Source organism: Pseudomonas sp. RIT623 (genome assembly GCF_004519305.1).
Lineage (GTDB): Bacteria > Pseudomonadota > Gammaproteobacteria > Pseudomonadales > Pseudomonadaceae > Aquipseudomonas.
The window spans coordinates 1-24,434 of record NZ_SOZA01000023.1 but is presented as its reverse complement, the minus strand read 5'-3'; the positions used below and the strand labels follow the sequence as shown (position 1 = coordinate 24,434).

The following is a 24,434-nucleotide window of genomic DNA, read 5'->3' as shown; positions in this document are numbered from 1 at the left end:
AAGGAACCCCCATGAGCCAACTTGCCATTACCGACGTCGAGCTGGATGCCCGCTTCGCGCCGATCTACCAACGTATCGCCGAGGGCGCGGTGGCCCGCGAGCAGCAACGCAGCCTGGCCCACGAACCCGTGGCCTGGCTGCGCCAAGCCGGTCTCGGCGCGATCCGCGTGCCGCGCAGCCACGGCGGCCTGGGCGCGAGCCTGCCCCAACTGCTGCGCCAACTGGTGCGCCTGGGCCAGGCCGATTCCAACCTGCCACAGATCTTCCGCGCCCATTTCGGCTTCGTCGAAGGGCGTCTGGCCGCCAACGACGCCGCCTCCCAGGACTACTGGTTCGCCCGGGTGGTGGCCGGCGAGCTGTGGGGCGCGGCGATGGCCGAGCGTACCGACAGCACCGGCAATAGCGTGCAACTGAGTGATGACGGTGACGGCTACCGGCTCGATGGCGAGAAGTTCTACTGCACTGGCACGCTGTATGCCGACTGGGTGGCGGCGGTGGCCAACCACGGCGATGAGTTGGTCAGCCTGGCGGTGTCGACCCGGGCGCCCGGGGTGGAGGTGCTCGACGACTGGGACGGCTTCGGCCAACGCCTGACCGGCAGCGGCACGACGCGCTTCAAGCAGGTCCGCGTGCCGCGCGAGCATGTGCTGCGGCGCTTCGCCAAGGGCGAGCTGCGTGCCGAGTCTTACCTCACCGCCTTCTACCAGGCCGTGCACCTGGCCACCCTGGCGGGCATTGCCCGGGCCGTGCTGGCCGATGCCGTGGCCTTTGTCCAGGGCCGCAGCCGTGCCTTCGGCGTGCCGGGCCAGTCGCGACCGGCCGCCGATCCCCTGGTGCAAGCCGTGGTCGGCAACCTGTCGAGCCTGGCCTTCGCCGCCGAGGCCCAGGTTGCGGCCGTGGGCCAGGGCCTGCAAGTGGTGTACGAGGCCGGGCAGCAGGGCGCGGTGCCCGAACAGTTGTATACCGATGCTGAAATCCAGGCGTTCCAGGCGCAGCAGATCGTCCTGCCGCAGGTGCTCGAAGCCAGCACTTTGCTGTTCGAAGTGGGCGGCGCCTCGGCCACCAGCAACAACCGCCGCCTCGATCGCCACTGGCGCAACGCCCGCACCCTGGCCTCGCACAACCCGGCGATCTACCGCGAACAGGCGCTGGGCGACTATTACCTCAACGGCATCAGCCCGGCCCAGGCCTGGCGTGCCCGGCATGCCGCGGCCAGCGAAGGGCAGGGCGCGGGCGACGAAGCCAGCGCGGTCTGAACAGGAGAACCTGAATGTCTGACCAACAGATGAGCCTGGGCATGAACATCCTTGGCTTCGGTGCCCACTCCGGTGCCTGGCGCCAGGGCGAGGCAGCCTTGGATGCCTATATCGATGTCGGCTATTACCGCGATATCGCCCGGTTTTCCGAACGTGGTTGCCTGGACGCGATCTTCCTCGCCGATGGCCCGGCGCTGCCACCGGACGTCGCCAGCCAGCCGGGCGGGCGCCTGGAACCGACCGTGTTGCTGACCGCGGTGGCCGCGGCCACCGAGCGCATCGGCGTGATCGCCACCTGCTCGAGCACCTACAACGAACCCTTCAACCTGGCGCGGCGCATCGCCTCGCTGGACCATGTCAGCGGCGGGCGCGCGGCCTGGAACGTGGTCACCAATGCCGGCGACGCGGCGGCGCAGAACTTTGGCCTGAGCGGCGCGCCGGTGCATGTGGATCGCTATGGCCGCGCCGAGGAATTCGTCGATGTGACCCTCAAGCTGTGGGACAGCTGGGAGGACGACGCGATCATCGGCGATCGCGCCGCCGGCCGCTTCGCCGACCCGCGCAAGGTCCACACCCTGGACTTCCAGGGCAAGCACTTTCAGGTCAAGGGACCGCTGAACCTGCCGCGCTCGCCCCAGGGGCGGCCAGTGCTGGTGCAGGCCGGTTCGTCCGAAGGTGGCAAGGCGCTGGGCTCGCGCTACGCCGATGCGATCTTCACCACCCAGACCACCCTGGCCGATGGCCTGGCGTTCTACCGCGAGATGAAAGCCCGGGCCAAGGCCTGGGGGCGCGACCCCCAGCACCTGAAGATCATGCCGGGCCTGTCGACCGTGATCGGCAGCAGCGAGGCCGAGGCCCATGCGCGTTTCGACGCGCTCAATGCCTGGCATGGCGAGCATGGCTTGCTGCAGCAGGTGGCCGGGCGCATCGGTATCGACGCCAGCGAGCTGGACCCGGACGCGCCGTTGCCCTGGGCGCGTATTGGCGCGGTGGCGGAGTTCGAGCGGGGCTCGCATGGCTTTCTCGAGGCGCAGCTGAACCTGGCGCGCCGCGAGAACCTGAGCATTCGCCAGTTGTCGCGGCGCATCCTGGTCGGTCATCGCCTGGCCGTGGGCACTCCGGAGCAGGTCGCCGACACCTTGGCCGAGTGGTTCCTGGCTGGCGCCGGGGATGGCTTCAACATCATGCCCGACATGTTTCCCTCCGGGGCGCGGGTGTTCGTCGAGGAGGTGGTGCCGTTGTTGCAGAAGCGCGGGCTGTTCCGCACCGAATACACCGGCACCACCCTGCGCGAGCACCTGGGATTGCCCAAGGCGCAGAACCAGTTCGCTGCCCAGCAGGCGCCGCTGCGCGAGCCCTTGTAGGAGCGGCCTGGTGCCGCGAAAGGGCTGCGCAGCAGCCCCAGGGCCTCAAGCCCAAACCCCATTCATCAGGAGGCCTTCATGCACTACCGCCCACTCGGCCACACCAACCTCCAGGTCAGCCTGCTCAGCCTGGGCAGCATGACCTGGGGCCACCAGAACACCGAGCAGGATGCCCACCAGCAACTGGATGCCGCCCTCGATGCCGGCATCAACCTGATCGACACCGCTGAGATGTACCCCACGCCCACCCGCGCCGACACCTGGACCACCACCGAGCGCTACATCGGCACTTGGCTGGCCAGTCGTGGCCGGCGTGACAGGCTGGTCCTGGCCAGCAAGATCGCCGGCCCGTCCCGCGAGCCCGGGGCCCAGGCACATATTCGCGATGGCCTGTCGCACCACGACCGCAAGAACATCGTCGCGGCCCTGGACGGCAGCCTGCGCCGGCTGCGCACCGACTACCTGGACCTTTACCAGTTGCACTGGCCCGACCGCAGCAGCAACTTCTTCGGCATCCGCGAATACCCCTATGTCGATGACCACCCGCAAACCGCCGCCATTGAAGAAACCCTTGCGGTGCTGGATGAGCAGGTCAAGGCCGGCAAGGTGCGCCATATCGGTGTGTCCAACGAGACGCCCTGGGGCGTGGCGCAGTTTCTGCGGCACAGCGAAGAGAGGCACCTGGCGCGTATCGCCAGCATCCAGAACCCGTACAGCCTGCTCAACCGCCTGTACGAAAACGGCCTGTCGGAGTTCAGCCATCGCGAGGGGGTCGGCTTGCTGGCCTATTCGCCACTGGCCTTCGGCGCGTTGACCGGCAAGTACCTCGATGGGGCCAGGCCGGAGGGTTCCCGGTTGTCATCGGTGTACCGCACGTTCAACCGCTATGGCAGCGACGAGGCCGACAGCGCCATTGGCAGCTATGTGCAGATTGCCCGCGCGCATGGGCTGACCCCGGCGCAACTGGCGCTGGCCTTCGTCATTCGCCAGCCGTTCGTGGCCAGCGCGATTACCGGGCAGACCAGCTTGGCGCAGTTGCAGGAAAACATCAGTGCACTGGATGTGCAGCTCAGTGACGAGGTGCTGGCCGAGATCCAGGCCGTGCACCAGCGCATTCCAAACCCGGCTCCGTAGCCCGCTGCCACAGGGATCTCACCGGCTCCGGGCTGGTGGTGATCCTGTGGGAGCGGGCTTGCCCGCGAAGAGGCCGGAACAGACAACCCAGAAGGACCGTCATGAACGCGATCATATCGACACCCAGCACCTTGTTCAGCAGGCAGGGTTTGCAATTGCGCCCGGGCCTGTTATTGGCCTGGACCACTCTGGGCTTACTGCTGCTGGCAGTGGCTTTCCCCAACTGGCTATCGCCCGTCGACCCCCTGGCCGCCGACGCGCGCCTGGCCTACCAGCCCCCAAGCCCGGCGTTTTGGCTGGGCACCGATGAAAATGGCCGCGATGTCCTCAGCCGCCTGATCCATGGCGCCCGGCCATCGCTGTTCATTGGCCTGGCCGCCACCCTGGTCGGCCTGGGCGCAGGCACGTTGCTGGGGTTGCTTGCCGGTCTCGCGCCGGCCTGGCTGGACAACCTGCTGATGCGCGCCGTCGATGTGCTGCTGGCGTTCCCCGACCTGCTGCTGGCGCTGGTGATCATCACCCTGTTCGGCCAGGGCACCAGCAACCTGATCCTGGCCGTGGGCATCGCCTCGGTGCCGCGCTATGCCCGGCTGGTCCGCGCCCAGACCCTGAGCATCCGTCACGTCGGCTTCGTCGAGGCCGCGGTGACCCTGGGCCGGCGGCCACTGGCGGTGGTTGCCTGGCATGTGCTGCCCAATGCCGTGCAACCAGTGCTGATCCTCGCTTGCCTGGGCCTGGGTGGCGCGATCACCGCCGCCGCGGTGCTCAGTTTCCTTGGTTTCGGCGCGCCGCCACCGGCGCCGGAATGGGGCGCGATGATGGCCGTGGCACGCAACTTCATGGCCAACGCGCCCTGGCTGATGGCCTGGCCTGCGTTGGCGATCACCCTGACCGTCATTGCCATCAGCGTCATTGGCCGTGACTGGCTGCGCCGTAGCGAGGGCAGAAGCCTATGAGCATCTTCGAGAACATCCCGGCACCGCTGGTGGATATCCAGGACCTGCGGGTGAGTTTCCACGGCGTGCCGGTGGTGCATGGCGTCGACCTGCAAGTGCAGGCCGGCCAATGCCTGGCCCTGGTCGGTGAGTCGGGTTCGGGCAAGAGCGTGACCGCCCGGACCCTGGTGGGGCTGACCGGGGCCGGCGCCCAGGTTCGGGCCCGTCACCTGGCGTTTGCCGGCCAGGATTTGCAGGGGCTGTCCGAAGCCGCCTGGCAGCGGCTCAGGGGTGGGCGTATCGGCTTCGTCATGCAGGACGCCCTCGGCTCGCTCGACCCGTTGCGCCGAGTCGGCGCCGAAGTCGAGGAGCCCCTGCGGCTGCATACTCCGCTGGGGGCCGAACAGCGGCACCAGCGGGTCCTGGCGCTGTTGCGCGAGGTGGGGGTGCCCGAGCCCGAGGTTCGCGCGCAACAGTATCCGTGGCAGTTGTCTGGTGGCCTGCGCCAGCGCGCGCTGATCGCCTCGGCGATCGCCTGCCAGCCGCGCCTGCTGATCGCCGACGAGCCGACCACCGCGCTCGACGCCACGGTGCAGGCGCAGATTCTCGACCTGCTGGAGCAACTGCGCGAGCGCGACAACAGCCTGTTGATGGTCAGCCATGACCTGGCGGTGGTCGCGCGCCTGGCCGACCGGGTGCTGGTGATGCGCCATGGCCGAGTGGTGGAGCAGGGCAGTGCCGAACAGATCCTGCTGGACCCGCAGGACCCCTATACCCAACGCCTGCTGAGCGCGGCGCGGGTGGTGCATTTCCAGCGCCCGGCGGCGCCTGTGCTGGCGCTGGTGGAGGACGCTGTGGAGGAACGACCGGTGGTGCTGGAAGCGCAAGGCCTGAACAAGGCGTTTGTCGGGCCCGATGGCCAACCGCGACCTGTGCTGCAGGATGTGTCGCTGCAGCTGCGGGCCGGGCAGACCCTGGGCGTGGTGGGCGAATCCGGGTCCGGCAAGAGCACCCTGGGCCGCATCCTGCTCGGCCTTGAGCGTCCAGAGCAAGGCCAGGTGCGCTTGGCCGGGCAAGACTGGCTGGCGCTCTCGGCGGCGCAGCGCCGGCAGGCTCGGCAAGGTATCCAGGTAGTGTTCCAGGATCCACTGGCCTCGTTCGACCCGCGTTACACCGTGCTCAGGGTGCTGGCCGAGGCCCTGGCCCAGGTCGGCGTGCCTCGCGGGTTGCGGCGGACCGAGGCGGCCGCGCTGCTGGAACGGGTGCAGTTGCCGGTGGCCTTGCTCGACCGCCGGCCGCTGGAGTTGTCCGGTGGCCAGCGGCAACGCATTGCCATTGCCCGCGCCTTGGCCATGAAGCCCAAGGTACTGGTGCTGGACGAGCCAGTGTCGGCGCTGGATGTGTCGGTGCAGGCGCGGATCCTGGCGTTGCTCGCCGAACTCAAGGCCGAACTGAACCTGGCCTGCCTGTTCATCTCCCATGACCTTGGCGTGGTCGAGCAGGTCAGTGACCAGGTGCTGGTGATGCAGGGCGGACGGGTGGTGGAGCAGGGCGCGGCGCGCCAGGTACTGAGCCAGCCGCGGCATGCCTATACCCGCGCGCTGCTGGAGGCGGTGCCGCACCTGCCCGCGGCGCGACCGGCCTGGGCCCGCAGGATCGCGGTATGACCACCAAGCGCGATCCCTGTGGGAGATTGCCCAGCCCTTTGGGCTGCGTTGGCGCACAGGGAGCAGTCCCGCTGTAGGAGCGGCCTTGCGTCGCGAAAGGGCTGCGCAGCAGCCCCCTGCAATTTCGAGGGTGGCTCGGAATCTGGGGCCGCTGGGCGCCTCTTTCCGACCGGCCCGCCCTCTCTACCAGCCTCAGCGCTTTCACCAACTCCAGCCAATGGACAGAACATGACCACCTTCCAACGTTTCTCCAGCCAACCGCCAGCCCCCGACATCAATGCGCTCAAGGCGCGCATCGTGGCATTGCTGCCCGACATCGGCGCGGGCGCCGCCCAGCGCGAACGTGAACGCCAGCTGCCTCACGAAGCCATCGCCCGACTCGCCGCCGCCGGGCTTTACACCGTGCGCATTCCCAAGCGGTACGGCGGCCCTGGCGGCAGTGTCAGCGATGTGATCGAGCTGCTGCTGCAGATTGCCGCGGTCGATTCCAATATCGCCCAGGCCCTGCGCCCGGGTTTCGCTTTCGTCGAAGGGCTGCTGGTGGCGCAGGACGAGGGCGCCGAACAGGAACGCGAGCGCTGGTTCGCGCGTTACCTCGACGGCGTGGTGATCGGCAACGCCGGCTGGGAGCTGGGCGGTGCCAACGGTGTCATCGCTGCGCGCCTGGTGCGCGAAGGCCGGCACTATCGCGCCAACGGCAGCAAGTTCTACAGTACCGGCGCGCTGTTTGCCGACTATGTCAGTGCCGTGGCCCTGGACGAGGACGAGCAGCCGGTGTCGTTCGTGCTGCCGCGTGATCGCGAAGGCCTGGAGCTGGTCGACGACTTCGATGCCATGGGCCAGCGCCTTACCGCCAGTGGCACCACCCACTTGCGTGATGTGCGGGTCGAGGCCAGCGAGATTCGCACGCGCACCGTGGAGGAGGGCAAGCGCACCCTTGTCACGCCATTCCTGCAACTGTTCCTCGCCACCGTGCTGGCCGGTATCGCCCGCAATGCGCTGGACGACGCCACGCGATTCGCCCGCGAACATGCCCGGCCCATCAAGCACAGCACGGCCAGTCGCTCGGTGGATGACCCGTACGTGGCGCTGGCGGTGGGCGATATTGCCGCCCGTGCCTATGGCGCCGAGGCGCTGGTGCTCAAGGCCGCGGCCAGTATCGACCGGGCCTGGGCCGCGCAATTGGCCGAACCTGCGGTGGAGCAGGCCGCCATCGAAGTGGCCCAGGCGCAGTACCTGGTCGCCGAGTTGGCGCTCAAGGCCGCCGAGACCTTGTTCGAGGTCGGTGGCGCCTCCACCACCGGCCGCCAGCACAACCTCGATCGCCATTGGCGCAACGCCCGTACCGTGGCCAATCACAACCCGCGCCAGTGGAAGGCGGCGGTAGTCGGTGCCTGGCAACTCAAGGGCATCCGACCACCTGTCTCGGGGCTGTTTTGACCGCCCAGTCGGCGCCCTTCGCCGGCCAGGCGCAAAGCCCCAAGGTGCCGGTGATCGTCGGCGCGGCATTGTTCATGGAGCTGGTCGACGGCACGGCGGTATTGACCGCCTTGCCGCAGATGGCCCGCGATTTCGGCGAGCCCGGGCTGCGCATGAACCTGGTAGTGTCGCTGTACATGCTCGCCCTGGCGTTGTGCGTGCCGCTCAGTGGCTGGGCCGCCGAGCGTTTTCGGCCACGTCGGGTGATGCTCGTGGCCATGGCACTGTTCACCCTGGCGTCGCTGGCCTGCGCCCTGGCCGGATCGCTCTGGCAACTGTGCCTGGGGCGCATGCTGCAAGGGGCGGCGGGGGCGCTGATGACCCCGGTGGGCCAGGTGATCATCCTGCGCTGGTCGAGCCGACAGCAACTGCTGCAGGCCATGTCCTGGCTGGCCTTGCCGGCGCTGCTCGGGCCCTTGGTCGGGCCCTTGCTGGGCGGGCTGCTGGTGACGGTGTTGTCATGGCACTGGATCTTCCTGATCAACCTGCCGATCTGCCTGCTGGGCAGCTGGCTGATCCTGCGCCATGTGCCGGACTACCCGGCACGCCCAGTACCGCCATTGGACCTGCGTGGCCTGTTGCTCAGCGGCGGCGCCCTGGCGCTGCTGGTGTTCGGCCTGGAATCGTTGGGCCTGGGCCAACTGCCTTGGCCCTGGGCGCTGGCGCTGGTGGCCGGCGGCGTGGCCTGTGCGCTGGGCTACCTGCTGCATGCCCGCGGCCATCCCGCGCCGTTGCTCGACCTGACGCTGTTGCGCCTGCGCAGCTTTGGCGTGGCCCAGGCCGGTGGCGGGTTGTTTCGCCTGGGGTCCGCCGCGCAGCCCTTCCTGCTGGTGCTGTTGCTGCAGAATTGCCTGGGCATGAGCCCGCTGGCGGCCGGCTGGCTGGTGGTCAGCGGCGGTGTCGGCGCGTTGCTGATGAAACTGTTGGCGGTGCCACTGGTGCGCCGTTACGGCTATCGCCGGGTGCTGAGCTGCAACGCGCTGTTGAGCGGCCTGGGGATCGCCGCCTGCGCGGCCTTCGACCAGGACACCGCGCCCTGGCTGATGGCGCTGGTGCTGTTCGGCGCGGGGCTGGTGCGTTCGTTGCAGTTTTCCACCTTGGGCGCTGCCAGCTACCAGGACGTGCCCGGCGAGCGCTCGGCGGCGGCCAGTTCGTTGTCGGCCATGTCGGTGCAGTTGACCATGGCCATGGCGGTAAGCCTGGCGGGGGTGCTGCTCAGTGTCCTCGCCGGCCTGGACGGGCGCGGTGAAACCTCGGTGGGCGACATCACCACGGTGATGCTGCTGTGTGCGTTGCTGTGCGGGGCCTCGGGGCTGGTGTTCCGGCGCCTGGCGGGCTGATTACCGCCGGGCTGCGCAGGCACGGATTCAAATCGACAAGCGCACCACCCGGCTATCGAGGGCGGGTGGTACTTCTGCCCGGCGCTTGTTCACCACCAGCTCGCCAATGGCGATCAGCCGGGTGCGCGTGACATTGCGTGACAGCCCGAGCAGCTGCGCGGTGTGCACCTGGTTGTAATGGCAGAACTGATACGCTGAACGCAGCAGCGCCTGCTCGACCTTTTCGTATAGATCGCCCGGTTGTTCCTCGTACAGCCGGCTGAAAGCTTGTTGCAGCAGGTCTTCGACGGTGTTGCCGGTACCGGCGGGAGTGTGCTGGCGTTCCAGGCGCAGGTTGGACAGGCGCAGGTCCTGGGCGTGGATCACGCCAGCGGCGCAGGTCAGCAGGCTGTGGTGGATCACGTTCTCCAGTTCGCGGATATTGCCCGGCCAAGCGTAGTCGACCAGCTTGGCCTGCGCGCCGGCGCTGAGCTCCACGGCCCCATAGCCCAGGCGCTCGCTGTAGCTGCGAATGAAATGCCGGGCCAGTGGCAGGATGTCGCCGGGGCGATCGCGCAGCGGGTGCAGGCGCAGGCTCACCACATTCAGCCGGTAGTAGAGGTCCTCGCGGAAGTGCCCGGCGTTGATGGCTTTCTCCAGTTGCACGTTGGTCGCCGCCAGCACCCGCACATTGATCGGCAGGCTTTTGCGCGAGCCCAGGCGTACCACCTCGCGCTCTTGCAGTACGCGCAGCAGCTTGACCTGGATGGGCAGTGGCAGGTCGCCGATCTCGTCGAGGAACAGCGTGCCGCCGTTGGCCTCCTCGAACCAGCCGGCCTTGGCCGCGAGGGCGCCGGTGAAGGCGCCTTTCTCATGGCCGAACAGCTCGGCCTCGACCAGCGACTCGGAGAACGCGCCGCAATTGACCGCGACAAACGGGCCGTTACGCCGACCGCTGAGGTCGTGGATGTGGCGCGCGACCAGCTCCTTGCCCGTGCCGGTTTCGCCGATGATCAGCACGCTGGCCTCGCTGGGCGCGACCTGCTGCAGGTGGGCGAGCAGTGCCTGCGACCTGGGGTCTTCGAAGACCTGCGCGGTGGCCCTGATCGAGGTGGCCAATGACGGCGACGGGGGGAGGGTCAGCAGTTGCATGGGCAGTCCTTAGGAATAGAAAGAGGGGACGGGGCGCTTGCCGCCGAGGGCCCATTCACCGAGCTCGTGGATGCGGTAGTCCACCGGGTCGTGCAGGGTTTGCGTCCTCAGGTTGCGCCAGTGGCGATCGAAGCGCAGCGAAGCATGGGTGGCGCGGGCGCCGGTCACCTCGAACAGGCGGTTGCAGATATCCAGGCCGTGACGGGTGGCCGCGACCTTGGCGGCGCCGATGGCCAGGGCCAGGTCGCCGCGGGCCTCGGCACCCAGGGCATGCTCATGGGCCCAGGCGGCGTCCAGTTGCTCGAGGGCGCGCTCGAGCAACAGGCGCACGCTCTCCAGGCCGACCCAGAACTCGCCATAGTGGCGCAGCACATAAGGGTCCTCGGCGCTGCTGGCGGCGTTGGAGCGGAACCACGGCCGGCTTTCCTTGAGCGTATATTGGCGGGCTTCGTCGAAGGCGCCCTCGGCGATGCCGAGGAACAGGTTGGCGAAGTGCAACTGGGCGATCAGTGGGCGCAGGGCGGCGAATGGCGTGCTCAGCGGACCAGGGTCGAGCAGCAACTCGTCGTGTTCGACCCGGACCCGTTCGAAGCTGGCGCTGCCGCTGTCGGTCTGGCGCTGGCCGATGTTGCGCCAGTCGTCGTGCAGGGTGATGCCGGTGCGTCCGCTGGGGATGGCGGCGATCAGCAGCTTGCCGCCGGCGCGCTCGTCCACCGCCGAGGCGATCAGCATTTCCGAATCGCTGGCGCCGGAGCAGAAGCTTTTCTTGCCGGAGAACTCGCACCAGCCGTCGAAATGCTTGACCAGGGTGCGGGTGTCCAGCGGGTTGAGGGCGTTGCCCCAGAACCATTGCTTGCGGGCAGTCTGCTCGAACCAGGGTTGCCACTGTTCGGGGCGGGAGAACAGGCGCACGGTGGCCAGCATCAGGTGGTGAAAGCCGAACACATGGGCGATGGAGCTGTCGACGCGGGCGAAGGTACGCACCACTTCGAAGGTGTCGCGCCAGCTGGCGCCCTGGCCACCCTGGGCCTGGGGAATGGCCAACGACAGCAGGCCGCTGGCGCGCAAGGCGTCGCGCTCGGCCTTGGGGGTGCCGCCGCGTTCGTCGCGTTCCACGGCGCTGGCGGCGAACTGCCCGGCCAGTTCACGGGCAACGACCAGTGGCGGGCGTCGGGTTGCGGTCACAGGTGCGTTCATGATCGCTCCTCAGGCGCTCTTGCGCAGCGCATGGTGGGCGGCGAAAAACGGCACGGCGCGTTCGGCGGCCAGGCGCAGTTGCTGCTCCACGGTATCGGGCAGCTCGCCACGCCACAGCGCGGCACCCAGCGCTCGGGCGATATCGCCCAGTTCGATCAGCTGCGGCTTGATGTGCAGGTGCTGGCCCAACTCGGCGAGGAAAGCTTCGGTGTGGGCCAGGGTGCGCGATGGGCGGGCAGTGCCGCCGGACAGGGCGACGACGTTCAACGGGGTGCTCATGGGGCAGGTCTCCGGTTCTTGGTGAGCGGGGGACTTTGCTTGAGCAATCGTCGTGCCGGGTTGTTATTGCTTTATGGATCAAAAGGTTGCGGTCTTCGGCTGGCGACCGCTGTAGCCGGGTGGGCGTTGCCTGTTGAACAAGTGTTGCGCTGCGAACAGTTGACCGGGTGTTGGCGGCTGTACAGTTGCAGACGTTATAGAGGGTTTGTTGATCGATAAAAAAGAATAAGAATTTATATTCTTATATGTTTTGATTTAGGTGTGCGGCACGGCATGGGCCTGCGCCGCACCGGCATACTGCGCTTTCAGGCGCCCTTGCTCATCCAGCAGGTAGGCATCCATCACCTCGCGCACCACCGGCCCGGCCACCCGGCCACCGGCCTCGCCGTTCTCGATCATCACCGCCACCACCAGCGCCGGATGCTCGGCCGGGGCGAAACCGACGAACAGGGCGTTATCGCGATGCCGCTCGAGGGTCTTGTCGCGGTTGTAGCGCTCGCCCTGCTTGATGGCCACCACCTGCGCCGTGCCGCTCTTGCCGGCGATGCGGTACTGGGCGCCGGCGGCGGCGGCGCGGGCGATGCCGCGCGGGTCGTGCATGACCATCTGCATGCCCTGGCTGACCTGGTCCCAGGCGTGCCTGTCGTGCAGCACGATGTCCGGCATCGGGTTGGGGTCGACCGGCTTGGCGCCGCCGACGGTCATGGCCAGGTGCGGACGGTGCCAGGCGCCCTTGCTGGCCAGCAGGCTGGTGGCTTGGGCCAGTTGCAGTGGGGTGACCTGCATGTAGCCCTGGCCGATGCCGAGGATCAGCGTCTCGCCGGGGAACCAGGCCTGGCGCCGGGTGGCGCGCTTCCAGGCCTGGGACGGCATCAACCCGGGGGCTTCCTCGAACATGTCCAACGACACTTTCTGGCCCAGGCCGAACTCGGCCATGTAGTCGTGCAGGCGGTCGATGCCCAGCTTGTGCGCCAGGTCGTAGAAGTAGGTGTCGTTGGAGCGCATGATCGCGCTGTACAGGTCGACCCAGCCATCGCCGCTGCGGTTCCAGTTGCGGTACTTGTGGTCGTAGTTGGGCAGCTCGTAGTAGCCGGGGTCGAACACCCGGCTGCCGGGGGTGATCACGCCGCTGTCCAGGCCGGCGATGGCCACCTCCGGCTTGACCGTCGAACCCGGCGCGTACAGGCCGCGCAGCACGCGGTTGAACAGCGGTCGGTCGATGGAGTCGCGTAACGCCGCGTATTGTTTGTAGCTGATGCCCTTGACGAACAGGTTGGGGTCGAAGCTGGGGTTGCTGACCATCGCCAGTACGTCGCCGTTGGCCGGGTCTAGCACCACCACCGCGCCACGGCGCTCGCCCAGGGCCTTTTCGGCGGCCTGTTGCAAGTGGGCGTCGAGGCTCAGCACGATATCCTTGCCCGGCACTGGGGCGTGATGGCGCAGCACGCGCATCACCCGGCCCTGGGCGTTGGTCTCGACCTCCTCGTAGCCCACCTGGCCATGCAACTGTTGTTCGTAGAAACGTTCGATGCCGGTCTTGCCGACCGACTGGGTGCCCCGATATTCAGTGCTGTCGAGGGTCTTGGCTTCTTTCTCGTTGATGCGCCCAACGTAACCCACCGAGTGGGCGAAATGCTCGGCCAGCGGGTATTCACGGATGAACTGCGGCTCGACCTCCAACCCAGGCAGGCGGAACTGGTTGACCGCGATCAGGGCGATCTGCTCCTCGCTCAGGCCCACCAGCAGGGTGACTGGTTCGAAGGGCTTGCGGCCTCGGCGCAAGTCTTTGTCGAACTGCTGACGATCGTCCTCGGACAAGCCGAGAACCTGTCTCAGACTGTCCAGCACCTTGGCCGAGTCGCCGGCGCGTTCGCGGGTCATGGTGAGGTTGAAACTGGGCTTGTTGTCGGCCAGCACCACGCCGTTGCGGTCGTAGATCAGCCCGCGTTCGGGCGGGATAGGCAGCACGTGCACGCGGTTGTTTTCCGACACCGCGCTTTGCTGGTCGTGTTGCAGCACCTGCAGCACATAGAGACGCCCCACCAGCACCGCGCACAGGGAGATCACCAGGATGGCGCAGGCCAGTAGCCGGCGGTTGACCAGGTGCTTTTCCGTTTCGTGGTCCTTGAGGGGGATGGGTTGGGGCATGGGGGCTCGTGAGGTCGCGCCTGCCCGCTCCAGAAGAGGCACGGGCGTTGTTCGGGGCGGCGATGCTACGCAAGCCGGTGCGCCGGCTCAAGGCAAGCCGCCCTGGGGGACGGTGGCTTGCCCTGCTTGCGCCCCGGCTGACCGGGGGCTTTGGCCAACATGAAAGTTCCTTCACCTTCCCGGCGGTCATTATTCTTGCGGTTCTGCCGGCAGGTCCCGCGCCACTTCGTCATGCTTGCCGAACCAGACCTCGATCACGCCTTTGGAACCTTTGAAGGCGCTGGAAAGTGGCTCCAGGCGCCAGCTGACGCCTGATTCCTGGTTCACCCGCTTGACGATGGCGTCCGCGCAGGCGGCCCCTTGCGAATCGTGGTAACGCACGGTCGTGGTCTGGACCTGCGCCGGCGCGGGCCGGGCGGCGCGGTAGGCAGTGGCGGTCACGTCCTCGATGGGGGGCACACTGGCTTTCCACTTGCCATGCCACCATGGCCTGAATGCGCGTACCTCATCGCGCATTTCAGGTCCGTAGATCTGCATGTAGATGGTCGTGTCCTTGCAGATGTCGCTGGCCTCGATCTGATAGCGAGGCGCAGGCGCAGGCGCAGGCGCAGGCGCAGGTGCAGGTGCAGGTGCAGGTGCAGGTGCAGGTGCCGCCGGTTCGGCTTCGCTGCTGCTTGCCATGGTGATGGTGCCAGGTAGGGTAGCATCGTCGGATCTTTCTCTTTCCGGATCACGGCATCCCGCCTGTAGCTCAGCCAACTCCTTCGCTGAATGCGAGTCATCTGCCACGATCCAGTAGGTTTCGCTGAAGCTCTGGTTACGTTCTACCATCTCATTGCGCCGAAATGCGCAGGGGTGCAACCTTTCCCAAAGGCCCTGCACGCTGTAATCGTGCCCCCAGTACACCGCAGGTGAACGCGGTGGCGCCTGGACCAGGCAAGCTCCCGCATCCAACGATTCCAGCCCCGCTCGGGCCTCGACCAGTGCCTGACAGGCGCGTCCCATGTTCTGCTTCAGTGCCGAGCAGGTCGCGACCACATCCTGGATTACCCGCTTGCCCAACTCGGACTGGATGAGCCAGCCAGCCTCGCCCTTCATGCAATACGCGTCCGCGTTGCGCAGCAGCTCGACGGCAAGCCGGTTGGCCGTGCTGGCGCTGTCCGCATGCTGTTCACCGCGAGGCAGTTGGCCCCAAAGTCGCGAGATTTCCTGCAGCGCCTGGCGCTCGCCGGCGAGACGTGCGTTCAGCGATGCGCGGTAACCGTCATAGGCTTGCCAGCCAGCGACTGCCAGCGACAGCACGACACCGGCGCCGACGGTCGCGCCGACAGTGCCGACCTGACGTCCCCAGATGCTTCGGGAGGCTTGGTCGGCCAGTGACTTGCCGGGTACGCTTGGATGCGAGGTGATCTTGCTGGGGTCCAGGTCGAACAGCAATTTCAGGTGCAGCTTGAGCAGTGTGAACAGTTCGCTCGAGAGGTGCTTGCCCAGGTCGCTTCCCAAGGCGAAATAGGACTCCCACTGGCTTTCGCTGAAGAACTGGTCGCCCGTGGTTTCTTGCGGGAACACCGGGTTCTGGCGCTTGTAGTTGGCCACATCCATTGGCACGGAGCGGCAGATGTTCGGTTTGACCAGGATGAGAATGGCCGGCCGGGGGGAGGTATCGTCCGGGTAGTCGATGGTGGCCAGCGCCAGGCAGGTTTCGTTGTCGTCCTTGGCCAGATCCTGCAGCGTGCCGAAGTACTTCCTGCACTCGCGCCATTTATCCATGAGTTCACGGGGAATGCTCGAACCCCAGAACGCGGCGTCATGGGGACGGCGGAACGTGATGCTGACACCCATGTCGATGCGTGCCTTGCGTACCAGGTTCTCGACGTCCTCGAACGAGAAACCTGGATCGGCGCCGCAATCGGCGAGAACGATGACACGTGCCCGTTCGAGCAACAGCGGGTAGACCCCGGTATTTTCGAAGTGCCCGCCATCGGTGATGAACCAGTTGTCCTTGGGGCCCGCGTCGAACGTTGCGGACAACTCCGACAGCAGCGCGTTGGACTTTGCGAACCTTCGGCCAATGATGCTACCCGCGATCTCGGCGCCGCCCCGTTCATGTTGCGTCAGCCAATAGCCTAGCCGCACACCTGCGAAAGTGAGCAGCGCCGCCAGGCCGCGTTGAGTGCGATAACCAAGCCCAGGCGCCGCCGCCGCGCCCGAGATCGCCATCCAGGCACCCAGGCTGAGCCGGCCGATACCGGTGAATTCCTGGCGCCAGCCTTCCTGGCTCAAGCGCGAGCCTCCGCCGGCACGCACGCTCAGCAGCAGCCCCTTGCGGTCGCGATTGAACAACCGGCCTTTCGGGTCCGCGGTCTGGTTCACGCAGGTGTTGATGATGTGGACCGGCCCGCCGGCTTCATGCGGCGCGTAATCCGCAAGGGCGACATCGTCGTTGGGGGCTACCCGGCCGACATTGCGTATCTTGCTGGTGGTCTGATCGTGCGGGTCGATGGGGTCGAGGGCCGAGACGCTGCGCTCCTCGCTGAAACGCCAGTCGTTGGCCGCGCCGAGGTAGCTGCGCACCAGTCGCGCCTTGTAGAAGGTATGCAGGGACGAAAGGTTGAGAAACCCCAGGTTGGTTCCGGTCGCGGCCACGTAGAGTGCTGGAGGCATGCACAGGTACAGCAGCGCCAACCAGCCTGCGGCAAACTGCGGCGCAATGAGGTCCGGCGACGAGCCGTCGGATCTGATCAGTTCCGGAAAGACCGGGGTGAAGATGATTTTCAGGACCAGCGACAGCCACCAGACGAGCAACGCGGCGGTGAGCAGGTAGCCCACCAGCTGTAGCACGAGCGGCAGCAGGCGACTGGGTGCCTTGCCGTCTTGCTGCTGTCCTTTGGCCGTCCTGAGGTTGAGCATCAGCGCCTGGGCGACGGCCGATACGACCGCCAATGTGATCCCCAGGTCGACTGTCTCGAAGCTCCGGGTCTGGAAAGCCAGCAGCCAGGCCAGGCGTTCGGCGATGCCCAGTACCAGGACCAGCAGACTGAACCTCAGGCAGTACATCAAGTACAAGGTCAAACGGTTGCGCAGCTCGGCCATCGCATCCATTTCCGGTTTGCCGCTGCCAAGCCGTTGTTCATTCTTTTCGAGCAAGGCCTTCAAGGCCAGGCAGCAGTGCGACAACGAGGTGAAGGACAGTACGACGACTACCCCGGCAAGCGTGGGCAGCAAGATGTCCAGGCCTTCGGTGCCAGGGCCTGGGTCGAAGTGCCGCAATGTCTGGCCGAGTTGCCAGGCTGCGGCCAGCAGTACCCCGGCGCCTGCGACTTTCGCGGCGCAATAGCAGCCAAGTCGCCGCTGTATCCACTGTGAGTCCCAGTAGGTGAACACCAGGTGCAGTGCCACTGGAATCACCAGTACCAGTATCAGCCAGGCGGTCGGGAGCCAGGGTCGCAGGAGGCTCAATCCGTCGAACAGGGCGGGGGTGGCCGCCCGAGTGCCCAATTCGCTGAGGGTCCCCCACACAAGCAGGTCGAATGCTGCCAGCACGCCACCGAGCAGGACGGCCAGCAGACCGAACTCGAAGTGCAACGCCAACAGGTTGCGCAGGTAAAGCGTGATGGCAAACAGTCGGTCGACGAACCCTGCTGGCGCAAGGTAGCGGCCGTTGGTGCGCATCCACCAGCCGAACCAGCGACGATCGGCCTGCGCCACAGCTTCCTGCACCCGGTCGGCGGCCGCCGTGCCGCTGTGCTGGGACGGTTGTTGGCGGGTGCGGTCGTAGAGGCGTCCCAGCATGCTGCCCACGTAGCTCCCGCCCGAGACCGTCGAGAGCACGTCGAAGCGATTGAGTAGCTTGCGTTTGGCAAGCCCGCGCAACAAACCCAGGCTGAACGTCGCGCTGCGAATGCCGCCGCCGGACAACGCCAGTCCCCAGACGTCCGCCCCATTACCCCGTAGTTTGTCGGCGATGCAGGCACCGTCCTGATCCAGCTTCGTGCGCCGAATCTTGATCAGGTCGGCGCAGTGATTGGGCGGCGACGGGTTGGCAGGGGGCGTCGGGTTTGCAGGTGGAGGGACGCTGTCATTCATGGCTGACTCCTTCGCCAGTGTGCCGGGAACGCCAGTCGGGTCTGCTCGAATGCCATGGCAGCTACCGGTCGGCGGGGAGGGTTAGCGGTGCAGGCAGGGCCATGCGCGTGAACGGGCTGGGTAGATACACCGTGGCCGGTGGTGTCTGCTGGCGTGCAAGGTCTTCGACGGTGGCTTGCATCTCGGCGACTTCCTGCCCTTTCATCGGCTCAGGGGCGTCGGGGTCGTTGCCTAGGAAGTTTTCCCAGTGACCGAGCAGCACCATCCGTGGCCGGGTCGCGGCCAGTACCCGTTGCGGGTAGAGCCTGGCATGGCGCCAGGAGCCCACGCCGAGCACCAGCACATCGACCGGCGTGGCGTCCGGCGGCGTTGGCAGAATGCCGCATGGGGCAGAGGCGGCACTGTCCTGGTATTGAATACGGTAGGCCGGCTTGCCGTCCTCATTGAGCAGGTCGATCAACCAGGCCATGGATTGGCCTTGCTTCCAGCCGAACACGCTGCTGGGCGGCGTGCGCAAGTCGGCGTGGTAGTCGCCCTGGGCGAAGGTATGACCCAGTAGGTGCGAAGCGTGCATGCTCTCGATCGGCATGACGCGGATATGCCCGCCCCTGGAGGTGATCCAGTAACCGGGTCGGGCAGGCGGTTTACGGCCCGCGCAGCCGGGCACGGTTGCCATGTAGCCGCGGGCGCTCCTGACCCGGGCAGGGTCGAGCCAATTGTGTTGGCCGACTTGGCGGGGGTCCTTGAACGCACGCAGCATATGGACCACGGTATCCGAGCCGTAGACTTCGGCGTTGCGCGCGTACCAGTGCATCACCCAAGGCACGTCGAGCAGGTGGTCGTAATGACCGTGGCCGACCAGCAGCAGGGTGACGTCGTCCGCGGGGGCGCGGCGCATGTAGGTATTGATGCGCTGCTTGTCGGCCTTGACCCACAGCGGCGGCACACCCTCGAACAGCGTTGCCGGGTTGCTGAAGGAGGGGGCGAGCATCACGCCTTCACCGCGCCAGTGCATGAGCCAGCCACCCACGCCCAGGTACTGGATGCTCGGTTCGCTGGCGCTGGTGGCCGACCAGACCTGCGGCGGTGCCTCCCGCGCAGCGGCGACGCAGCAAGCACAGAGAAAAAGCAGGGCAAACCCTTTGCCTGCGTGCATGGACGCTACCCCGCAGAGGCGTTTTCAGGTACGGCTAAAGCTCCAGCGTAGGGCAGGCAGGGGCGGGTGGCAAAATGATAGCCGGGGTGGCTGACCGTTTCCGATATATGGTTGTCGGCAAGGTGCTGGAGTGAATTGTGGCGCTATGCCATTATCCGGCGTGGCCTGGCTGCCGACGACGCATTTCGGCCAGCACGATCGCATTGGCTGATTACACTGTTGAAACCGCCACACAGAGAGTACCTGGGATGGGTTGCGTGTTTATTGATCGTGCAGCCTGGCTGGCACCTCGGTGCGCCGTGCTGCAGGCGTGGGGCGAACAGCCATGAACAACCGAGGGCGCAGCATCTCGCTGCAACTGTTGGTGGCATTGGCGATCATGCTGGGCATGCTGGTGCTCGGCGCGGCTCTGGCCTGGCAAGGCTATCTGGGCGTGCGCCAGACCTTGGTGGCAGCTGCGGGCGACGCTGCCCAGCAGGTCGGCAAGACCATCGAGGAGCGCGCTCGCCGCCTGGTCGATCCGGCGCAGAGCAGCCTGCGCCTGCTGGCCGTCGACCCGGTTGCCGGCAACCTTGCGCAACGCCTGGAGCAGTTGCCGCAGTTGGTCGAATGCCTTAACGCCAACCGCATGCTCAGCGCTACCTATGTGGGCTACCCCAACGGTGACTTCCTGCTGGTGCGGCGCTTGCGCGACCCGCAGTTGCTGCAGCGTCTTGAAGCACCGCCGGACACGGCCTTCCTCGTGCAAAGTGTCAGCCACGACGCCGCCGGCACTCCGCTTGGCGAGTGGCGCTTCTATGACCGAGCCCAGGTCTTGCTCAAGACCCAGGTCAAGCCGGACTACCGCTACGATCCGCGCTTGCGCCCGTGGTTCGTCGAGGCCTCGCGGCAAGCGAGCACCGTGCTTACCCGTCCCTACGTGTTTTTCACCACCCGTGAGATCGGCCTGACCATGGCCCTGCGTAGTGCCGATGGCGCGGCGGTGATCGGCATGGATGTCTCGGTCAACGACCTGGCCAGTGAAAGTCGCGACCTGCGTATCACCCCCGGCACCGAGATCGCCGTGGTCGATGACCAGGGTAGCGTGGTGGCGTATCCGGACCTGCAACGGGTGGTGGTGCGCGAGGGCGAGGCGGTGCGCCTGACGCATATCGCCGAGCTTGGGGTGCCGAGCCTGCAGCAGATCCAGGCCGTGCTGCCTGCGGGCGGGCGACCCCAGCCGTACCAGGTGGATGGGCAGACCTGGTACGGCATGCGGGTGCCGCTGGCCTTGGCCGGGCAGAACCTTCAGGTGTTGATTGCGGTGCCGGCCCGCGAGCTGCTGGCCGGTGCGCGCAAGGTACTGTTCGACCAGTTGCTGTGGACAGCGGCGCTGATGGCGCTGCTGTTGTTGCTTGGCGGGCTGCTCGGGCAACGCATCGGTCGCCCGCTGCGGTTGCTGGCTGAACAGGTGCGAGGCCTGGCCGATTTCGATTTCAGCCGCGAGGTGGGTGTGACCTCGCGGGTCAGCGAGGTACGCGAACTGAGCCGCGTGCTCAGCCGCATGTCCGGCACGATCCGCAGCTTCCAGGCGATCACTCTCACGCTCAGCCGCGAGACCCAGCTCGAGCGCATGCTCGACGGTGTGCTGCGTCACCTGGTGGATGCCGCCGGCGTCAGTGCGGGGGCGGTGTACCTGTTCGATGCCGAGCGGGGTGACTTGCACCTGGCCGCAGGCTGTCGAGGCGAAGCCTACCCCAGGCAACTGCGGGTCGAGGCCAACGAGGACCTGGCGGCCAGCGTGACCCAGGCCCTGGCCCTGCAAGGGCAGAGCCTGGCCGTGGTGCTCAACGACCGCAGCGAGCAGTTGCTCGGCATTCTGGCCTTGCAGCTTGAAAACACCCAGGGTGATCCAGGTGAGTTGAGCCAGCCGTTCCGCCGTTTCGTCGAGGAGCTGTCCGGTGCCGCTGCGGTGGCTATCGAGACCCGCCAACTGGTGGAGGCGCAGCAGCGCCTGCTGGACGGCATGATCAAGTTGCTGGCCGACGCCATTGACGCCAAGAGCCCTTACACCGGTGGCCATTGCGAACGCGTGCCGCAATTGGCGCAGATGCTGCTGGACAAGGCGGTGGAGGCCGAGCGTGGCCCCTATGCCGACTTCACCATGAGCGAGGCCGAGCGCTACGAGTTCCGCGTGGCGGCCTGGTTGCATGACTGCGGCAAGGTCACCAGCCCCGAGTACGTGGTGGACAAGGCCACCAAGCTTGAGACCCTGTACAACCGCATCCATGAAGTGCGCATGCGCTTCGAGGTGCTCTGGCGCGACGCCGAGATCGCCTACTGGCAAGGGCTGGCCAATGGCGAGGCGCAGCCTGCGCTGCAGCAGACGCTGGCGCAATGCCGCGCCGAGCTGCACGAGGAATTCGCCTTCGTCGCCAAGGCCAATATCGGTGGCGAGTTCATGGCCGACGACGATGTCGCCCGCTTGCAGCGTATTGGTCAGCGCCGTTGGTGGCGGCACTTCGATAATCGCCTGGGGATCTCCCGTGACGAGGAAAGCCGCTTTGCTGGCCAGGCAAGCGCGCCGCTGCCTGTCGAGGAGCACCTGCTCGCGGACCGCCCTGAGCACCTCGTGCCCTGGGGTGAGCGCAAGCCGCCGGTGGCCAGGGACGACCCGCGCAACACCTGGGGCTTCGACATGCGCCTGCCGGCCAATGCCAGCAACCATGGCGAGCTGTACAACCTGGCGATTCGCCGGGGCACCCTCAATGACGAGGAGCGCTTCAAGGTCAACGAACACATCGTACAGACCATCATCATGCTCACCTCGCTGCCGTTTCCGCGGCAGTTGCGTCGAGTGCCAGCGATCGCTGGCAACCACCACGAGAAGATGGATGGCAACGGCTATCCGCGGCGGCTGGGCGAGGCGCAGTTGGGTATTGCCGAACGGGTGATGGCGATTGCCGATATCTTCGAGGCACTGACTGCAGCGGACCGGCCCTACAAAGCACCGAAGACCTTGTCCGAATCGGTGAAGATCCTGGTGTTCATGGCCCGCGACAATCATATCGACGCCCAGCTGCTGCGGCTGTTCCTCAGCAGTGGCGTGTACCGCGAGTATGCCGAGCGGTTCCTGCGACCCGAGCAGATCGATGAGGTGGATGTGGGCTACTGGCTGGGGCAGATTCAGTCGCAGACGACCAACGCTCCCTCGTGATCGCAGAGCTGGAAACGGAAGTATGACCGTGCAGACATGCCTGCACGGTCTATTCGAACTGCGTCATAATTGGCCCTACTCAGGGTAGTGCCGGATAGATAGGCCTGCCTCCTCAGGCGTCGTTAGTGCCGTACACGTTGAATTCCGTCGCGTCACTCTTTCCGGCAGGGAATACAGCGTTCGCATTCCAGTCAAGTGCGTCCGAGCTCCAAAATCCATTGTAATGCCCACTGACAATTTGGAAACGGCGAATGGAATGGTCGTTTAAGGGTTTATCTACGCGCAGTGTGAACCAACCTGTCTTGTCATTTATAGGGGCAAGGTAGATGGCTTTAAACTTTTTAAGTTGCTCTTTGTTGACAAAGTTACTACCTGCCCTAACGTCTGATTTACCTTCTGGGTTTGAACTTCCGCGGCCGAGATGAGTGAAGCTGATGGTTATTTGCTTGTCATCCATGCTAATAATCCTGGGAGGAAGCTTAGTGGCCGACTTAGTATTATCGTTTTGCGAGGTGATTGAGCTCTTGTGTGTGCTTTCTTCGAGGCCTTCATTTTTTGATTGCTCATCTTTGGTGCTCATGATGTCGCTCCATGATGGTGTATTGGAAGGATGCACAGGAAGTATTGGTGAATCGCTGGTTGGCGGAAACTAGTAATATTGCTAGGTATGAGGGACGACACCTGCGAGAGTAGCTCTTTATTGAGGTTTGGAATAACGTGTGGTATGCACGGTAACAACTGCGATATTAATCGATCGTACACTGCGGGTGCCTGGCACGTTTGCGGATGCGCGCCAGTGTCCCAGGTCGCCGCTTAGGCTTTGTACGAAAAGCCTTGATACTCGTTCATGCTGCGTTGAAAACAGCCTCGCTTGACCTTCGTATCAAGACTTTTCATACACAGCTTAGAGCGGTTGGCTCGCCAGGCGATTACTGACATTGCGCCCCAGCACCAGCACCGTGACGAAACCGCAGCCCACCAGGGCGGTGGCCAGGCTGAACAGCACCGCGCTACCCAACTGGTCGACGATCTGCCCACCGAAGAACGAGCCCAGGGCGATGATCACCTGGAACATGGCGACGAACAGCGGCATGCCGCGTTCGACATCCTTGGGCGCGACGACGAACATCCAGATGCTGGCACAGGCCGGGAAGGCGCCGAAGGCGAAGCCCCACAATGCGATCAGCATGGCGGCGCCGGTGAGGCTGGTGGCGAAGTAGGGGAACAGCGCGGTGCCGACGCCGATCATCAGCGCCACCAGCATCAGGGTGTGGCGCACGCTCTGGTTGGCGGCGAAGCCGGCGAACAGGTTGCCGATCACCCCTGCCACGCCATACAGCAACAGCAGCGAGCCAATCGTCGGCCCATCGAAGCTGGCGTTGTGCTTGAAGAAGGGCGCGACATAGGTATACGCGGCAAAGTGGGCCAAGCCGATCAGCAACACGGCGATCAGGCCGACCCGGGCCAGGGGGTTGACGAACAGTGCCGGCAGGTCCCTGACCTGGATGGCCTTGTCCGGGGTCAGCCGTGGCAGCAACAGGACCTGGGCCAGCAGCACCGGTATACCCAGCAGGGCCGTGACCAGGAAGGTCATGCGCCAGCCCATCAGGCCGCTGAGCCAGGTGCCCACGGGCACGCCCAGCACGGTGGCCAGGGTGACACCGACCATGATGATCGAGGTGGCCTGGGCCACCCCCACGCCCCTGGGCGCGAGGCGGCCGCTCAAGGCAATGGCGGTGGCCCAGAAACCGCCGATGCTGATGCCCAGCAGCACGCGGCCAAGCAGCAGCAGGTTGAAGTCGGTGGCGTAAGCTACCACCGAGTTGGCGATGATCATGATCAGCGTCAGGGCGCTGAGCAGGTAGCGCCGGTCCAGGGTGCCGATGCCTACCGACAGTAGCGGCGCGGCGAGGGCGGCCATGACCCCTGGCAGGGTCACCATCAGGCCGGCGTGGCCGGCGCTGATGCCCAGGTCGCCGGCGACATCGTTGAGCACGCCCACCGGCAGGAATTCACTGGTCACCAGGGCGAAGGCGCCCACGGCGACCGAGAGGATCGCCAGCCAT

At 66.0% G+C, this 24,434-nt stretch carries 15 protein-coding genes and 1 pseudogene; 8 read left to right on the top strand and 8 right to left on the bottom strand.

The window, feature by feature from the left end; all coding sequences use genetic code 11:
- Positions 1-11: 11 nt before the first annotated feature.
- From E3U47_RS16005 to E3U47_RS15975, 7 genes are all read left to right on the top strand, one after another.
- Entirely contained in the window at positions 12-1,256 is a 1,245-nt protein-coding gene (locus E3U47_RS16005; protein ID WP_134692659.1) for an acyl-CoA dehydrogenase, read from the top strand.
- 14 nt (positions 1,257-1,270) lie between these two features.
- On the top strand, positions 1,271-2,620 hold the full coding sequence (locus E3U47_RS16000; RefSeq protein WP_134692658.1) for an LLM class flavin-dependent oxidoreductase: 1,350 nt from the start codon (positions 1,271-1,273) through the stop codon (positions 2,618-2,620).
- A gap of 78 nt (positions 2,621-2,698) precedes the next feature.
- Positions 2,699-3,754, top strand: coding sequence for an NADP(H)-dependent aldo-keto reductase (locus tag E3U47_RS15995; RefSeq protein ID WP_134692657.1), 1,056 nt, complete (start codon positions 2,699-2,701; stop codon positions 3,752-3,754).
- 101 nt (positions 3,755-3,855) lie between these two features.
- Positions 3,856-4,710, top strand: a complete 855-nt coding sequence (locus tag E3U47_RS15990) for an ABC transporter permease (RefSeq protein WP_134692656.1) — start codon at positions 3,856-3,858, stop codon at positions 4,708-4,710.
- Positions 4,707-6,356, top strand: a complete 1,650-nt coding sequence (locus E3U47_RS15985) for an ABC transporter ATP-binding protein (RefSeq protein WP_134692655.1) — start codon at positions 4,707-4,709, stop codon at positions 6,354-6,356. Before E3U47_RS15990 ends, E3U47_RS15985 begins: the two co-directional genes overlap by 4 nt.
- Positions 6,357-6,584: 228 nt before the next feature.
- Complete coding sequence (locus tag E3U47_RS15980; RefSeq protein ID WP_134692654.1) at positions 6,585-7,796, top strand: acyl-CoA dehydrogenase family protein; 1,212 nt, start codon at positions 6,585-6,587, stop codon at positions 7,794-7,796.
- On the top strand, positions 7,793-9,175 hold the full coding sequence (locus tag E3U47_RS15975; RefSeq protein ID WP_134692653.1) for an MFS transporter: 1,383 nt from the start codon (positions 7,793-7,795) through the stop codon (positions 9,173-9,175). Before E3U47_RS15980 ends, E3U47_RS15975 begins: the two co-directional genes overlap by 4 nt.
- 27 nt (positions 9,176-9,202) lie before the next feature.
- On the opposite strand, the gene E3U47_RS15970 is transcribed toward E3U47_RS15975, so the two are convergent.
- The 6 genes and pseudogenes from E3U47_RS15970 to E3U47_RS15945 form a co-directional block, all read right to left on the bottom strand.
- Positions 9,203-10,306: a sigma-54-dependent Fis family transcriptional regulator gene (locus E3U47_RS15970; RefSeq protein ID WP_134692652.1), complete on the bottom strand. Its 1,104-nt coding sequence runs from the start codon at positions 10,304-10,306 to the stop codon at positions 9,203-9,205.
- A gap of 9 nt (positions 10,307-10,315) precedes the next feature.
- Positions 10,316-11,503, bottom strand: coding sequence for an acyl-CoA dehydrogenase family protein (locus E3U47_RS15965; protein WP_134692651.1), 1,188 nt, complete (start codon positions 11,501-11,503; stop codon positions 10,316-10,318).
- Between the two features lie 54 nt (positions 11,504-11,557).
- Positions 11,558-11,782, bottom strand: a pseudogene (locus E3U47_RS15960) (FMN reductase); the annotation flags it as partial.
- 255 nt (positions 11,783-12,037) lie between these two features.
- Positions 12,038-13,930, bottom strand: a complete 1,893-nt coding sequence (mrdA, locus tag E3U47_RS15955) for a penicillin-binding protein 2 (RefSeq protein ID WP_134692650.1) — start codon at positions 13,928-13,930, stop codon at positions 12,038-12,040.
- A 189-nt stretch (positions 13,931-14,119) separates the two neighbouring features.
- A complete protein-coding gene (locus E3U47_RS25105) occupies positions 14,120-18,016 on the bottom strand; it encodes a patatin-like phospholipase family protein (RefSeq protein ID WP_134692649.1) in 3,897 nt (1,298 codons plus the stop codon).
- 61 nt (positions 18,017-18,077) lie between these two features.
- Positions 18,078-19,172, bottom strand: a complete 1,095-nt coding sequence (locus E3U47_RS15945) for an MBL fold metallo-hydrolase (RefSeq protein WP_134692648.1) — start codon at positions 19,170-19,172, stop codon at positions 18,078-18,080.
- A 325-nt stretch (positions 19,173-19,497) separates the two neighbouring features.
- Between E3U47_RS15945 and E3U47_RS15940 the strand changes: the two genes are divergently transcribed.
- The gene (locus E3U47_RS15940) at positions 19,498-22,368 is read left to right on the top strand and encodes an HD domain-containing phosphohydrolase (RefSeq protein WP_134692647.1); all 2,871 of its coding nucleotides are present in this window, start codon (positions 19,498-19,500) and stop codon (positions 22,366-22,368) included.
- Positions 22,369-22,480: 112 nt separating this feature from the next.
- On the opposite strand, the gene E3U47_RS15935 is transcribed toward E3U47_RS15940, so the two are convergent.
- Positions 22,481-22,948, bottom strand: coding sequence for a hypothetical protein (locus E3U47_RS15935; RefSeq protein WP_134692646.1), 468 nt, complete (start codon positions 22,946-22,948; stop codon positions 22,481-22,483).
- A gap of 324 nt (positions 22,949-23,272) precedes the next feature.
- Positions 23,273-24,434: MFS transporter (locus E3U47_RS15930; RefSeq protein ID WP_134692645.1), on the bottom strand; the 1,162-nt coding region annotated here is incomplete at its 5' end.